Below are 12,473 nucleotides of genomic sequence, written 5' to 3'. Positions count from 1 at the left end.
CTGGGCATCGATGCGGCCTAGAGATCGAGGATGCTACTCAGGTAATCGGTCTGGTACGCCCGCACCTTCTTGCGGATCGTCGGCCCGAGGTCGATGAGCGACGGCCGGTTGATCGACACCTTGGCGCTGCTGGCCGAGAACGCCGCCTGCTCCTTTTGGAGCTTGAAGAAGAGCACCTGGGTGATGCCCCTGTTCGCCTTGATCAGGCAGGCGAGCAGCGAGACGAACACGTCGTCGTTCGCGCCCGTCTCGACGATACCGACCTGGAAGCGCGCGATGTTCGCGTGCTGCGACTCGCGGCTGAAGATGGTGAACCAGGAACCACCCTCCTTCATCGCCGCCAGCGCGTCGATCGCCGACTTCACGATCGCCGCGGCGGTGGCGCTGGGCCCGAGCGCCACCGAGAGGACCTCGATGATCTTCTCGTGGACCTCGGCCCCCGTCCCCTGCGTCGTGTAGTCGGACCAGGCGCCGGCCTGCGTCACCCAGCCGACGTTCTGCAGCACCTCCACGTACTTCGCGTACCAGTCGAGGGGCGCGGCCTGCGCGGACGCGTGCTTGTTGGCGACGAGCTGGGCGAGCAGCGCCGAGTCCGAGATGGCCTCCCGGACGCCCGCGTCCACGCCCTGCGCGAACGACAGGAGCGACGAGCCGATGACCCGAGCTTGGCTCTTCGCGGCATCGAAGACGTCGCCAGCGTCGGTCGCCGCGTCCTGCGCGACCAGCTTGCGAGGGATTCCCGCGAGGTCCAGGGCCTGAACGTAATCGCGCGCCGCGGCCGGATCGAAGCTCATGGCGAGAAGGAAATCCAAACGTCTCGGAGACGTCAAGCCCCAATCGCGGGACCTGCCCTGGGTGGACAGAGCATTCTTCGATGCGATCCGGTCCCCCTGGAAACGCCAGATTCGTTCAGCAACGTATCTATCCGTGAAGGGGGCCCCCTCGCGTCACGGCCCGCGGGGCGAGCGGCGAGGGGGTCGCAGGCCACGAGCGCGCTCGCCATGAAAGCCAGCAGGGCGACCCCTCGGAGGGGTCCCCATGCCATCAGAGCTCGATCGGCCAGCCCAGGTGGCGCTCGTACATCCGGCTCCGGTGCTCGACGAGGGCGCGCGGCACCGCGTCGCCGAGCTCCTCGCGCGCGGTCCCGAAGGCCTGGCGGAGCAACGGCTGGAGGCGGGGACAGTCGCTCTCCGGGATCGGGCAGAGCGGGGTCAGGAAGGTGGCGGCGTAGACGTCGAGCGCGTTCGGGCGGTCGCCGTCGAGGTAGTCGCGGCCTCCGTCGAGCCGGGCGGCGAGGGCGGAGAGCGCGGCGACGACGCGGGCGCGCACGCGGTCGAGATCGAACGCCGGGGAGTAGCCGTAGCGCGCCGCGAGGTAGCCCGCGACGGGCGGCGGAAAGCCGCGCTTGCCCTCGCTCGTCACCGAGGCGTGGATCATGAGGAGGCGCGCGTTCCAGCCGATGCCGTCCTCGCCCGCGATCTCGTGGAGCAGGCCGACGGTGCGGGCGCGGTGATCGAGGTCGTCGGGGAGCAGCGCGCCCGGCGGGCCGAGGCGGGCGGCGAGGGTCGTGATCGCGGCCCAGTGGACGCGCGGGGGCTCGTCGTCGTGGAAGACGACGGGCACGTTGTCGGCGCGCATCCACGCCGCGAGCTCCGCGTCTTCCCGCGAGAACCGCACCACGCGGACCGGCACGCCCTGAAGCCGGAACAGCCCCTTCGCGGCCTCCGACCAGGGGCTCGGCACCATCCCCGACGCGACCATGCGGACGCCGCGGGCCGCCTTCGCGGTCGCGACGTCGACGAACTCGATAGGTTTCATGCCCCCGATGCTGCCCCCGAGCGGCCTCGCCGTGCAAGCCGCGCCGGCGCGATTCCGCGCCGATCGCTACGCGATGCGGCAGGCCTCGTCGAAATCGAGGCGGGGGTTGCGCGGGTAGAGCTTCTCCGGGTCGCCGTGGCCCAGGTTGATGAGGAGGATCGATCTCCACGGCACGTCGGCGAAGAACGCCGCGTCGACCTTCTCCCGGTCGAAGCCGGCCATCGGCCCGCAATCGAGCCCGAGCGCGCGGGCCGCGAGGATCAGGTAGCCGGCCTGGAGCGAGGCGTTCTGCAGGAGAAAGAAGTCGCGCTGCTCCGGCGGCATCGCGGCCAGGGTCTCGCCCATCGTCGGGCGCGCCGGGAAGAGCTTCGGCATCTTCTCGTGAAAGCGCGTGTCATAGGCGATGATCGCGGTGACCGGCGCGCTCATGGTCTTCTCGACGTTGCCCGGCGCGAGGCAGGGGCGCAGGCGCTCCTTGGCCTCGGGGCTCTTCACGAAGACGATCCGCGCCGGCACGGTGTTGGCCGCCGTCGGCCCGAGGCGCAGGGCCTCGTAGAGGCGGCGCAGGGTCGCGTCGTCGATGGTCTCGGCGAGCCAGCCGTTGTGGGTGCGGGCTTCGAGGAGGATCTGCTGGAGGAGTTGGTCGCTCATGAGGCTTGCTCCATGGTACGTGGTCGAGGTGGGGCGAGTCGTTCCGTGAGATCCCGCGTCAGGTCGCGAGCGCGGGCTCGCCGACGCGGGCCCCGGCCACGCGCCTCGGGGCGCCCGCGAGCCTGCGGCCCTCGGGGCGCAGCGCCCAGGAGGCGGCGGCGACGGCGACGAGGACGAGGGGCGTCATCACCTGGGCGGCGGCGTCGCCCACGGCGGCGTGCGAGGCGGCGGCGCCGGTGAGATCGAAGACGATGCCGGCGTACGCCCACTCCTTGAGGCGCGGGAAGCGGGGGGCGAGGAGGGCGACGGCGCCGAGGACCTTCCAGACGCCGAGGATGGTGGCGAAGTAGGCCGGGTAGCCGAGGTGCGCCATGCCCTCGAGGACCTGGGGGGAGCCGGCGAGATCGGCGAGCCCGCCCGAGGCGACGCCGAAGCCGAGGAGACCCGTCGAGATCCAGTAACCGATGGTGCGTGCCTTGTCGTTCATGAGCGAGCATTCTGGGCCGTGGACGCGCCTGTAACAATGCATCAACAGTTGGAAGCACCTGCCAGGATTTGATCCAAATGGACGAACCCCTCGAGACCTCCGAGCTCCTCGCCTTCTCGAAGACCGTGGAGGCCCGGTCCCTGTCCCGCGCCGCCGCCGAGCTCGGCGTCCCGCGCGCCACCATCAGCCGCCGCCTCGCGCGGCTGGAGGAGCGGCTCGGGGTGCGCCTGCTCCGCCGGACCACGCGCAGCCTCGCCCTCACCGACGCGGGCGAGGCGCTCTACCGCCACGCCCGCATCGTGCTCGACGCCGTCCACCACGCCGAGGCGAGCGTGCGCCAGGCCGACGACGCCGTGCGCGGCGAGCTGCGCGTCTCGGTGCCGCCGATGATGGACGAGAGCTTCAGCGCGATGCTCTGCGATTTCGCGCGGCGCTACCCCGAGGTCCGCCTCCACGTCCACAACACGACGCAGCTCGTCGATCTCCGGCGCGGCGGCTACGACGTCGCGCTCCGCGCGAGCGCCGCGCTCGAGCCCGGCCTCGTCGCCCGGACGCTGATGCGCCACGCCCTCCTCGCGGTCGCGTCGCCCGCGTACCTCGAGGCCCGCGGCGCGCCGCGCACGCGCGGCGATCTGCGGGGCCACCGCTGCCTCATGGGCTTCGCCCGGGGGGAGCTGCCGCAGACGCACTGGCCGTCCTCCGGCGGCAAGCTCCAGGTCGAGGGGGCGCTCTTCACGAACGACATGCACCTGCTCTGCGACGCCGCGCTCAAGGGCCTCGGCATCGCGCTCTTGCCGGAGCCGCTCGCGCGCGCGCACCTCGAGAGCGGCGCGCTCGTGCACGTGCTGAAAGGCGTGATCCAGGGGGAATCGCACTTCGCGGTGATCTACGCGGAGCGGGAGTTCATGCCGCCGCAGCTCCGCGCCTTCGTCGACGCGGTGGTGGCGTGGGGAGGGGGGGATCTCCTCCCGCGGGCGGGCGCGCCGAAGCCGAAGCGGCCGGCCAAGGGCGGCCCGCGCCCGCGCTCGAGGTCGCCCGGCGGCGCCCGGCGCGCCTCCGGATAGCCTGGCAGGGCCCGATGCGAGCGTGTCCCGCGTGCGCGTCGAGGAGAGCCTCCCGGCGGACGTGGATCAACCGGGGAGGGCGGCGGTCAGGTCCACCTCGACCAGCTGACCGGTGAAGCCGAGCGAAGCGACCCCGAGCAGGGTGCTGGCCGAAACGAAGGCCGGGCCGAGCGCCGAGTCGTTCAGCCGCTGCCACACCGCGCCTAGCACCTCGCGGTCGTCGCTGACCACGTAGATCACCGAGCGCACCACGTCGGCGGGCTGCGCCCCGACCGCGGCCAGGACGGCCAGGGCGTTCGCCGCCACCTGGTCGGCCTGCGCGAGGGGGTCGCCCGCGCCGACCAGGTTGCCGTCGGGATCGAGCGGGCACTGGCCGGCGAGGAAGGCGAGCCGGCCCGCCTCGACGATCGTGACGTGGTGATAGCCGGGAGTTTCGTGGACGCCGGGCGGATTGAGCTTGCCAACGCGCATGGAGGGGAAAGGAAAAACAAAATGACTCGAGGATGTCAAGGGCGGCTCTGCGACGCTCTTCTCAGGTGCGATGTTCGAGCCGGCGGCGATATCCATCTTCTCGACGAGACCGGCCCCGCCTCATTCTCGCCCCCACGCATGCCGGGCGCGCGACGCCGCGCGCGTCGCGACCCACCGCCGAGCGGCGCCGCGCACCATCCGGCCCACTGACGAGAGCCGATCGAGCCCCGAGCTCGCGCCCAGGGAGCGCGCCATTCCCCGCGACATCTCCACGAACGCGCGGTCGTACGGGAACCACCAGAGCTCGCGCGACGCGGTGCTCTCGTCGACCGCGATGAGCCGCGGCCTCGTCATCGCCCGCAGGGCCTCGGGGCCGTTCTGCACGCCGTAGCCCGAGCGCCCGCGCCCCGTCCACACGGCCTGCGGCGCCGCGCCGGTGAACATGTGGTTGTTGACCGTGGCGACCCCGACCCGCAGCTCCCGGGCGAGCGCCTCGCCCCGCGCGACGTCTCGTGTCCACACGCTCCCCGTGAGGCCATAGACGCTCTCGTTGGCCGCGCGGATCGCCGCGCCCGCGTCCGGAACGGCGATGACGGGGAGCACGGGCCCGAAGGTCTCCTCGCGCAGGAGGTCGAGCGACGGGTCGACGCCCGTGAGCACCGTCGGAAGATAGAAGTTGCCCCGGCGCGCCCCGCCGCAGCGCACCCGCGCGCCGGCCGCGACCGCCGCGCGCACGTGCGCCTCGACGCGCGCCATCTGCGCTTCGGTGACCAAGGGGCCGATCTCCACCGTGCCCGGCGCGCCGCCGTCGTCGCCGGCGCGCAGCCGCTCCGCGACGGCGACGAGGCGCTCGACGAACGCCTCGAACACCTCCGCCTCGACATAGACGCGCTCGATCCCCGCGCAGCTCTGGCCGGCGTTGACGAAGCCCGCCCACGCGACGCCGTGCGCGGCGCGCTCGAGATCCGCGTCGCGCAGCACGATGGCCGCGTCCTTCCCGCCGAGCTCGATCTGCGCCGGGATGAGGCGATCCGCGGCCGCGCGCGCCACCGCCCGCCCCCCCGCGACGCCGCCGACGAAGACGACGTGATCGACCTCGGCGACGAGCGCCGCGCCCGCCTCGGCGCCGCCCTGCACCAGGCCGAGCAGCGCCTCGGGCAGCGCCTCGCGAAGCGCGCCGGCGAGCGCGGCGCCGGTCCGGGCGGCGTGCTCGGACGGCTTCAGCACCACCGCGTTGCCCGCGAGGAGCGCCGGGACGAGGTTGTGCACCGCGACGGACACCGGATAGTTCCAGGGCGTGATGAGGCCGACCACCCCGTGCGGCAGGCGCTCGACGCGCGCCCTCTTGCGCGGAAACATGACCGGGTTGAAGGCGACCGCCTCGTCCCCGAGGAACGCCTCGCCGCGCGTCGTGTAATACCGAAATACCTCGGGGGTCGAGCCGAGATCGACCCCGTACGCGTCCGCCATGGGCTTGCCCAGCTCCCGGTGGAGCGCCTGCGCGAGCTCGTCGGCCCTCCCCAGCAGGCGCCGCCCGGCCTTGACGAGGGCGCGTGCCCGCTCCGCGACCGGACGCCGTGCCCAGGCGGCCTGCGCCCGCCGGGCGGCGTGGACCACCCCGGCGATGTCGCCGGCGGCCGTCACCCGCACGGACGACAGCGGCGCGCCGTCGAGCGGCGAGGTGCCATGAATCCATCCTTCCTCGACGATCGACCCCATGGACTAGGCAGCTCGCTGGCCGAGCAGGGCGGGCGCGATGCGGCGGCAGCCCGGCATCCCTGACCCTCGAAGGTGCGCGGCGAGCGTCCGGCGGAAGGCGCCGCGAGAAAGGGGCCTGTGGCGATCGAGCGCCCGGAGCAGCGGCACCACCGTCGCGAGCACGCCCGCCGTGTGCCACCAGTAGCGCGAGATCGCGCGGACGTACGTTGGCAGGCTGGCTCGGGACAAGAAGCCTTCCAGGTAGGCGCGGTCGTAGGCCGTGTGCGCGCGCTCGTCGATGGCGAGGCGCCGGAACACCGGCCCGAGCGGAGGATACGAGAGGCGCGGCGCGGCGATCTCGTAAAACGCGCTCATGACAACCTCGAACGCGAGGCAGTCGACCGCGAACTCGAGCACGTCGTGCGGGACGGCGACCCTGCGGAGCATCGATTTCATGAGCCACCCCGGGAGGCGCGCGCGTTCGACGACGTCGGGGTAGGCGCGGGTGAAATCGAGGAGCGCCTCGCACCAGAGGTTCGCGTGCGCCTGCTCGTCCCGGAGGTGCTTCAGGCCGTGCGCAAAGAACGAATCGAGATAGCCGAGGTCGCCGCGCTCCCGCGCCAGATCGAGCGCCGGGAGGACGGGCAGGACCCCGAGCGCCGCCGACTCCACGACGGCGAACCAGGTGATCAGGAGGCACGTGGCGTCCGCCTCGGCGTCGCTCTCGAACCCGAAGGACACCGGCGCATCGATCGGGGCGTTCTCGTCCTCAGGTTTCATCATCGATGGCCGCTCTCCCGGCGGCGTGCGTCAAGCGCACGAGTCCTCGGTCGCCGCGACGGGCTGCAGCAACCGTGCCGGTCGCGACGTGGCATGGGGCGCCGGAGCGCGCCGGAGCGCGCCCCGCTCGACCCAGGCGGAGCCGCGCTCGCGGCCGGCGCGCCGTACGGACGGGCCGCTCGAGCGTGCTTGGGAGTTGGTCGCGACACCGGAGGCGTGAGCTCTCCTGCCACGCCGCGCTCCTGCCAATCGCCTTTGTATCCCGGATCTCCGCGCCTTCCCGCGCGATCGGCGAATGCCGCGCTGGCCAGGCTGGTTGCGCGACGCGCCCGCGCTGTCTACGCTCGCGCTCAACAACGAGCGCCCGCGAGAGCCGCGGCGAGCCGAAGGGCCCGCCGGAGGCGGCGCGGCGGCGCTGCAAGGAGGCGATGATCCCATGTGCGGCATTGCTGGATGGGTGGATTACGCCCGCGATCTGACGCGGGAACGCGACGTCCTGCAAAAGATGACGAGGACGATGAAGAACCGCGGACCGGACGACGAGGGGCTGTGGCTCGCGCCGCGCGCGGGCCTCGGGCACCGCCGCCTCGCCATCATCGATCTCGAGGGCGGGCGCCAGCCCATGATCGCAGAGCAAGACGGCGCGCCGGCCGCCGTCCTCGTCTATACCGGCGAGGTCTACAACTTCCGCGAGCTGCGCGGCGAGCTCGAGGCCCTCGGACACCGATTCAGGACGAGCAGCGACACCGAGGTCGTCCTCCGCGCCTACCTCGAGTGGGGCGCGAGCTTCCCCGAGCGCCTCAACGGCATGTACGCCTTCGCCCTCTGGGACCCCCGCGAAGAAGAGCTCCTGCTCGTCCGGGACCGCATGGGCATCAAGCCGCTGTTCTACCAGTCGACCGGCTCGGGCGTGCTGTTCGGCTCGGAGCCCAAGGCCATCCTGGCGAACCCGCTCGCCGCGCCGGTCGTGGACGAGACCGGCTTGCGCGAGCTCTTCGCCTTCGTCAAGACGCCGGGGCTCGCCGTCTTCCGCGACATGCGCGAGGTGCGCCCTGGCCACGTCGTGCGCGTCCGGCGGGGAGGCGTCACCGAGCGCCGCTACTGGGCGCTCGAGTCCAGGCCGCACACCGACGATCTCCCGACGACGATCCGCACCGTCCGCGAGCTGCTCGACGACATCGTCGCTCGCCAGCTCATCTCCGACGTGCCGCTGTGCACGCTGCTGTCCGGAGGGCTGGACTCCAGCGCCGTCACCTCGCTCGCCCAGAAGACCCTGCGCGCGGCGGGCGCGGGGCCGGTGCGCTCGTTCTCCGTCGATTTCGTGGGCCAGGCCGACAACTTCAAGGCGGACGAGCTGCGGAGCACGCCGGACGCGCCCTACGTCGCGGAGGTCCAGCGGTACGTCGGGTCGGATCACGCGGACATCGTGCTCTCCGCGGCCGAGCTCGCCGATCCCGCCGTCCGCGCGATCGTGCTCCGGGCCCGGGATATCCCGGTCGGCTTCGGGGACATGGATGCCTCGCTGTACCTGCTCTTCCGCGCCATCCGGGAGCGCTCCACGGTGGCCCTGTCCGGCGAGTCGGCCGACGAGATCTTCGGCGGGTATCTCTGGTTCCACGACCCGGAGGCGGTGGCGGCCGCGACGTTCCCCTGGAGCTCCATGCGCACGCGGATGAGGAGCTCGAGCTCCGTCGCGACGCTGCTCGCCCCGGATCTCCTCGGGCGGCTCGACGTCCAGGGCTACATCGCCGACCGCTACGCGGAGGCCCTCGCCGAGGTCCCGCGCCTGCCGGGCGAGGACGGGAAGGAGCGGCGCATGCGCGAGATCTGCTATCTGCACCTGACGCGCTTCTTGCAGCTCTTGCTCGACCGGAAGGATCGCATGAGCATGGCGACCGGGCTCGAGGTCCGGGTCCCGTTCTGCGATCACCGGCTCGTGGAGTACGTGTTCAACACGCCGTGGTCGATGAAGACCTTCGACGGGCGCGAGAAGAGCCTGCTGCGCGCCGCGGCCGACGATCTCCTGCCGCGCTCGGTGCTGGAGCGGCGCAAGAGCCCGTATCCGGCGACGCAGGATCCCGCGTACGCGCAGGCGCTCCGGGGCCAGCTCGACCGGCTCCTCGCCCAGAAGGACGCTCCGGTGCTGCCGCTGCTCGACGCGGCGCGCGCCCAGGCCGCCGCGTCGAGCGCCGGGGGGCCCTCGGACGAGGTCTCCCGGTCGAGCGTGGAGCAGGTCCTCCTGCTCAACGACTGGCTCGCGCGCTACGAGGTGAAGCTCGCGCTCTGAGCGCGTCTCGCCGACGGCGGCCTCCCGCCGCGCCCCCACCGCGAACGAGCCTGGCGGCGCGGTGTCAGTGCGGCGGGGCGGCGCTCGGGTCCATGTGCATCACCTCCCAGTGGTGGCCGTCGAGATCGTAGAAGCGCCGGAAGTACATGAAGCCCATGTCGGACGGCTCGCCCGCCTCCGTCCCACCGGACGCGATCGCGGTGTTCACGAGCTCGTCGACCTCGGCCCGGCTGCCGGCCGACAGCGCGAAGATCCCCTCGGTCGACGTGGCGGTGTCGCAGATCTGCTTCTTGGTGAAGTCCTTGAAGCGCTCCTCGACGAGGAGCATCACGAACGCCTGCTCGCTGACGATCATACAGGTCGCCTTGTCGTCGGTGAACTGCGGGTTGAACGAGAAGCCGAGCCTGGTGAAGAACTCGACCGATCGCTTCAGGTCACGGATGGGCAGGTTGACGAAGAGCATACGGGAACGGTTCGTTGACATGATCGTCTCCACGGTGGGGTGGGTTCGAAGCTATTGACGCCCGCAGGGGGTCGAGCTCATCGGTCGGGCGAAAAAGAATCGACCCGCCCCGTGTCTACCAGGTCCGCCTGCCCTGGAAAAGCGCAGGAGCGCCGAGCCCGGCGCCGCCGCGGCCCCGCAGCGCTTGGGGGATCAACGTGGACGGCATGGGTCAGGTGTCGCCCTAGCCGCGCCTGGGCGAGGTGCTCCCACCGTGTCGTCCCATGTCGCCGCGCTCGATCCCGCCGGCGTCAACCGCGGGTTGACGTCGTTGACGACCCCGCGCGACGCCCGCGCGTGTGCCTTTCCGCCGGCACGGTCGGATTGCGTCGGACTGCGGTCCTTCGGCGGAAAAATGTAAGGATAGCGTGCATTTGGGCGACCTCTGGCAAAGCCGCTTCGTGGCCCGAGCGTTGCTTTGATGGGCTGTCGAGGCGCGCGGCGGGGCGCTGCATCGCGGCGAGGGGCGCAGGGCTCCGGACCGTCGAGCGGTGAGATCTCCTGAGATGGCTTGACTACTTGCTCGGTCGCGCGGACGGCCAATCAACGAGGGATGACATCATGAGCTTGAAATGGATCGGTGCTTTGGGTTCGCTGCTCTCGCTCGGTCTCGTCGGCTGCATCGCGGCGGACGAGGCCGCGATGGACATGGGCGCGATGAGCGACGCGCTCAGCGCGGTCAAGATCCAGGCGGAGGATCAGTCCTGGGCCATCTCCTCGGGCGACAGGATCGAGGACAACGCGGACAACGTGAAGCTCCGCGCCAACCAGAGCGGCGACACCTTCAAGTTCTCCACGTCGGTCGCGGCCGGCAAGTACGAAATCGTCCTCCGGTACGCCAAGCGGAACGTGTACGGCAAGTACGAGCTGCTCGCGAACGGCTCCTCGGTGAAGTCCTTCGACGCGTATACGTCCTCCACCGGCGACAGCTGGACGACGGCGAAGCTCGCGGAGAAGTCGCTCTCCGGGAACGTCGAGTTCACCTTCAAGGTGACGGGCAGGAGCTCGTCCGCGTCGGGCTACGACCTCAAGATCGACTACATCGAGCTCGTGCCCGTGGACGGCGGCGGCTCGGACGGCGGCGGCTCGGGCGGCTCCACCACGACGGGGGACGGCGGCGTCGTCAGCGCGACCATCGTCGTGAAGAAGGGCGAGACGTTCGACGGCGGCGGCAAGCGCTTCATCGCCGACAAGGACAAGCTCGGCGACGGTAGCCAGAAGGAGGGGCAGAAGCCGGTGTTCAAGCTCGAGGACGGCGCGAAGCTGAAGAACGTCGTCCTCGGCGCGCCGGCCGCCGACGGTATCCACACCTACGGCAACGTCACGCTCGAGAACATCGTCTGGGAGGACATCGGCGAGGACGCCATGACGGTCAAGGAGTCCGGCACCGTGGTCCTGAACGGCGGCTCCGCGAAGAACGGCGAGGACAAGGTGTTCCAGATCAACGCGCCCAGCACCTTCAGGGTCTCGAACTTCAAGGCGGAGAACGCCGGCAAGTTCATCCGGCAGAACGGCGGAACCACCTTCAAGGTCGACGTCTTCATCGACCGGTGCGACGTCTCGAAGATGAAGGAGTCGATCTTCAGGACCGACAGCAGCAGCAGCTCCGTGACGATGACGAACACCCGCTACAGCGACATCGGCAAACAGCTCTTCATGGGCGTGAGCTCCTCGAAGATCTCGACGTCGAACAACACGGAGTACTGATCGGCCCGCGCGGCCGCGGGCGCCCGGCGGCGCTCAGCGGCCGCGCGCTCCTCAACACGCCGCGCCGCATACCGTGCTTCCGTCTGGACACGTCACGCCGGGCGAGCCGTCAGCGCCGCAGCTCACCTTGCACGTCGCCGTCTCGGCGCACCTCGCGGTGCAATCCGCGAAGCACTTGATATCGCAGCTGCTCTCGCCCTCGCACAAGATCATGGAGCCCGAGCCCATGTCGAACTTGCACGCGGCCTGGTCCCGGCAAATCGCCGTGGAGCGAACGTCGGCCTTCAGATCGCACTTCGACTGCTGCGTGCACGTGAGCACGCTGCCGTCGCCGCCGTCGCCCTTGCACTCGCTCGTGTCGATGCACTGGATCACGAGCGCCTCCTCGCTGCTGCCGTTGCACTTGGAGCCCATCGAGCAGTCGAGCGCGCACGCCTCCGAGCCGCAGTCGGTCTTGCAATCCGCGCCCGCCACGCACTCGCAGTCGAACCCGCTGCACGCACATCCTGCGCCCGTGCACGTCGCGCTCTCCGCCTCTTCGCGGTCGCTCCCGCATCCAGCAGCCGTGATCATCGCGAGCGCCATCAGCCACATCCGAGCCTTCATGGTTGTCTCCTTGGAAAGGGGACAGGGATCTACACCAGGCGTGGACGGCGCCGCGAGCATCTAGCGCCCCGCGACGCCGCGGGGCGAGACCCGCCGGCGAGGATCCGATCGCCGCCGCCTCGATCGGGCTTCCGGCGCAGCTCACCCGGGCGTCCCGGCCAGCGCCGGCAGCGCGCCCTGCCGCACCGCGGCGGAGCGCCGGCCGGCAGCGCCGCGCTCGCGGCGATAGGGCGAGGCGCCCTACGCTGCACGCGCAGGCTCGCCACATGTGGCGCAAAGGACGCTGCCATCGACGCGGGAGACCTGTCAGTCCGCGCAGCGGGGGGCGCTCCCACCAACTCTCTGCCTGGTCCGATGGATGCATTGGCGCCTCCCACGACTGGCCGTTGACGGAGCTGACCG

The 12,473-nt window shown here is 71.1% G+C and carries 12 protein-coding genes and 1 pseudogene; 4 read left to right on the top strand and 9 right to left on the bottom strand.

All coding sequences use genetic code 11. The annotated features are described in order from the left end of the window. Positions 1 to 17 precede the first annotated feature (17 nt). The 4 genes from WMF33_RS29720 to WMF33_RS29705 form a co-directional block, all read right to left on the bottom strand. On the bottom strand, positions 18 to 794 hold the full coding sequence (locus WMF33_RS29720) for a hypothetical protein (RefSeq protein ID WP_437331789.1): 777 nt from the start codon (positions 792 to 794) through the stop codon (positions 18 to 20). A 250-nt stretch (positions 795 to 1,044) separates the two neighbouring features. After that, positions 1,045 to 1,818, bottom strand: coding sequence for a glutathione S-transferase C-terminal domain-containing protein (locus WMF33_RS29715; RefSeq protein WP_437331788.1), 774 nt, complete (start codon positions 1,816 to 1,818; stop codon positions 1,045 to 1,047). Between the two features lie 66 nt (positions 1,819 to 1,884). After that, positions 1,885 to 2,469 carry a malonic semialdehyde reductase gene (locus tag WMF33_RS29710; RefSeq protein ID WP_437331787.1) on the bottom strand — a complete coding sequence of 195 codons (585 nt, stop codon included), beginning with the start codon at positions 2,467 to 2,469 and terminating at the stop codon, positions 1,885 to 1,887. A 58-nt stretch (positions 2,470 to 2,527) separates the two neighbouring features. Next, positions 2,528 to 2,956 (bottom strand): DoxX family protein, encoded by a 429-nt coding sequence (locus WMF33_RS29705; protein WP_437331786.1) that lies wholly within the window; start codon positions 2,954 to 2,956, stop codon positions 2,528 to 2,530. Between the two features lie 77 nt (positions 2,957 to 3,033). Between WMF33_RS29705 and WMF33_RS29700 the strand changes: the two genes are divergently transcribed. Further along, the gene (locus tag WMF33_RS29700; protein ID WP_437331785.1) at positions 3,034 to 4,020 is read left to right on the top strand and encodes a LysR family transcriptional regulator; all 987 of its coding nucleotides are present in this window, start codon (positions 3,034 to 3,036) and stop codon (positions 4,018 to 4,020) included. A 66-nt stretch (positions 4,021 to 4,086) separates the two neighbouring features. Here the strand turns inward: WMF33_RS29700 and WMF33_RS29695 are convergent, their stop codons facing one another. From WMF33_RS29695 to WMF33_RS29685, 3 genes are all read right to left on the bottom strand, one after another. Then, positions 4,087 to 4,491 (bottom strand): RidA family protein, encoded by a 405-nt coding sequence (locus WMF33_RS29695; RefSeq protein ID WP_437339535.1) that lies wholly within the window; start codon positions 4,489 to 4,491, stop codon positions 4,087 to 4,089. Positions 4,492 to 4,611: 120 nt separating this feature from the next. Beyond that, complete coding sequence (locus tag WMF33_RS29690; protein WP_437331784.1) at positions 4,612 to 6,210, bottom strand: aldehyde dehydrogenase family protein; 1,599 nt, start codon at positions 6,208 to 6,210, stop codon at positions 4,612 to 4,614. Positions 6,211 to 6,213: 3 nt separating this feature from the next. After that, on the bottom strand, positions 6,214 to 6,972 hold the full coding sequence (locus WMF33_RS29685) for a hypothetical protein (protein ID WP_437331783.1): 759 nt from the start codon (positions 6,970 to 6,972) through the stop codon (positions 6,214 to 6,216). Positions 6,973 to 7,405: 433 nt separating this feature from the next. On the opposite strand from WMF33_RS29685, the gene asnB reads away from it, so the two are divergent. Continuing rightward, complete coding sequence (asnB, locus tag WMF33_RS29680) at positions 7,406 to 9,256, top strand: asparagine synthase (glutamine-hydrolyzing) (RefSeq protein WP_437331782.1); 1,851 nt, start codon at positions 7,406 to 7,408, stop codon at positions 9,254 to 9,256. 64 nt (positions 9,257 to 9,320) lie between these two features. Here asnB and WMF33_RS29675 read toward each other — a convergent pair whose 3' ends face one another. After that, positions 9,321 to 9,740 carry a VOC family protein gene (locus WMF33_RS29675; protein WP_061627568.1) on the bottom strand — a complete coding sequence of 140 codons (420 nt, stop codon included), beginning with the start codon at positions 9,738 to 9,740 and terminating at the stop codon, positions 9,321 to 9,323. 579 nt (positions 9,741 to 10,319) lie between these two features. Between WMF33_RS29675 and WMF33_RS29670 the strand changes: the two are divergent. Together WMF33_RS29670 and WMF33_RS29665 are read left to right on the top strand one after the other, a co-directional pair. Then, a pseudogene (locus tag WMF33_RS29670) lies at positions 10,320 to 10,808 on the top strand (pectate lyase); the annotation flags it as partial. After that, a complete protein-coding gene (locus WMF33_RS29665) occupies positions 10,800 to 11,465 on the top strand; it encodes a pectate lyase (RefSeq protein ID WP_437339534.1) in 666 nt (221 codons plus the stop codon). The pseudogene WMF33_RS29670 and the gene WMF33_RS29665, both read left to right, overlap by 9 nt. A gap of 51 nt (positions 11,466 to 11,516) precedes the next feature. Here WMF33_RS29665 and WMF33_RS29660 read toward each other — a convergent pair whose 3' ends face one another. After that, complete coding sequence (locus WMF33_RS29660) at positions 11,517 to 12,071, bottom strand: hypothetical protein (RefSeq protein WP_437331781.1); 555 nt, start codon at positions 12,069 to 12,071, stop codon at positions 11,517 to 11,519. Positions 12,072 to 12,473 lie beyond the last annotated feature (402 nt).

This window comes from Sorangium sp. So ce394, assembly GCF_051474665.1.
In the GTDB taxonomy this organism is placed as follows: Bacteria; Myxococcota_A; Polyangia; order Polyangiales; family Polyangiaceae; genus Sorangium; species Sorangium cellulosum_D.
This window is presented reverse-complemented; position numbering and strand designations above follow the sequence as displayed.

What these genes read in the sequence shown, in the direction of transcription:
- WMF33_RS29720 (WP_437331789.1), bottom strand. Translation starts at nt 794, where the DNA reads ATGAGCTTCGATCCGGCCGCGGCGCGCGATTACGTTCAGGCCCTGGAC.
- WMF33_RS29715 (WP_437331788.1), bottom strand. Translation starts at nt 1,818, where the DNA reads ATGAAACCTATCGAGTTCGTCGACGTCGCGACCGCGAAGGCGGCCCGC.
- WMF33_RS29710 (WP_437331787.1), bottom strand. Translation starts at nt 2,469, where the DNA reads ATGAGCGACCAACTCCTCCAGCAGATCCTCCTCGAAGCCCGCACCCAC.
- WMF33_RS29705 (WP_437331786.1), bottom strand. Translation starts at nt 2,956, where the DNA reads ATGAACGACAAGGCACGCACCATCGGTTACTGGATCTCGACGGGTCTC.
- WMF33_RS29700 (WP_437331785.1), top strand. Translation starts at nt 3,034, where the DNA reads ATGGACGAACCCCTCGAGACCTCCGAGCTCCTCGCCTTCTCGAAGACC.
- WMF33_RS29695 (WP_437339535.1), bottom strand. Translation starts at nt 4,491, where the DNA reads ATGCGCGTTGGCAAGCTCAATCCGCCCGGCGTCCACGAAACTCCCGGC.
- WMF33_RS29690 (WP_437331784.1), bottom strand. Translation starts at nt 6,210, where the DNA reads ATGGGGTCGATCGTCGAGGAAGGATGGATTCATGGCACCTCGCCGCTC.
- WMF33_RS29685 (WP_437331783.1), bottom strand. Translation starts at nt 6,972, where the DNA reads ATGATGAAACCTGAGGACGAGAACGCCCCGATCGATGCGCCGGTGTCC.
- asnB (WP_437331782.1), top strand. Translation starts at nt 7,406, where the DNA reads ATGTGCGGCATTGCTGGATGGGTGGATTACGCCCGCGATCTGACGCGG.
- WMF33_RS29675 (WP_061627568.1), bottom strand. Translation starts at nt 9,740, where the DNA reads ATGTCAACGAACCGTTCCCGTATGCTCTTCGTCAACCTGCCCATCCGT.
- WMF33_RS29660 (WP_437331781.1), bottom strand. Translation starts at nt 12,071, where the DNA reads ATGAAGGCTCGGATGTGGCTGATGGCGCTCGCGATGATCACGGCTGCT.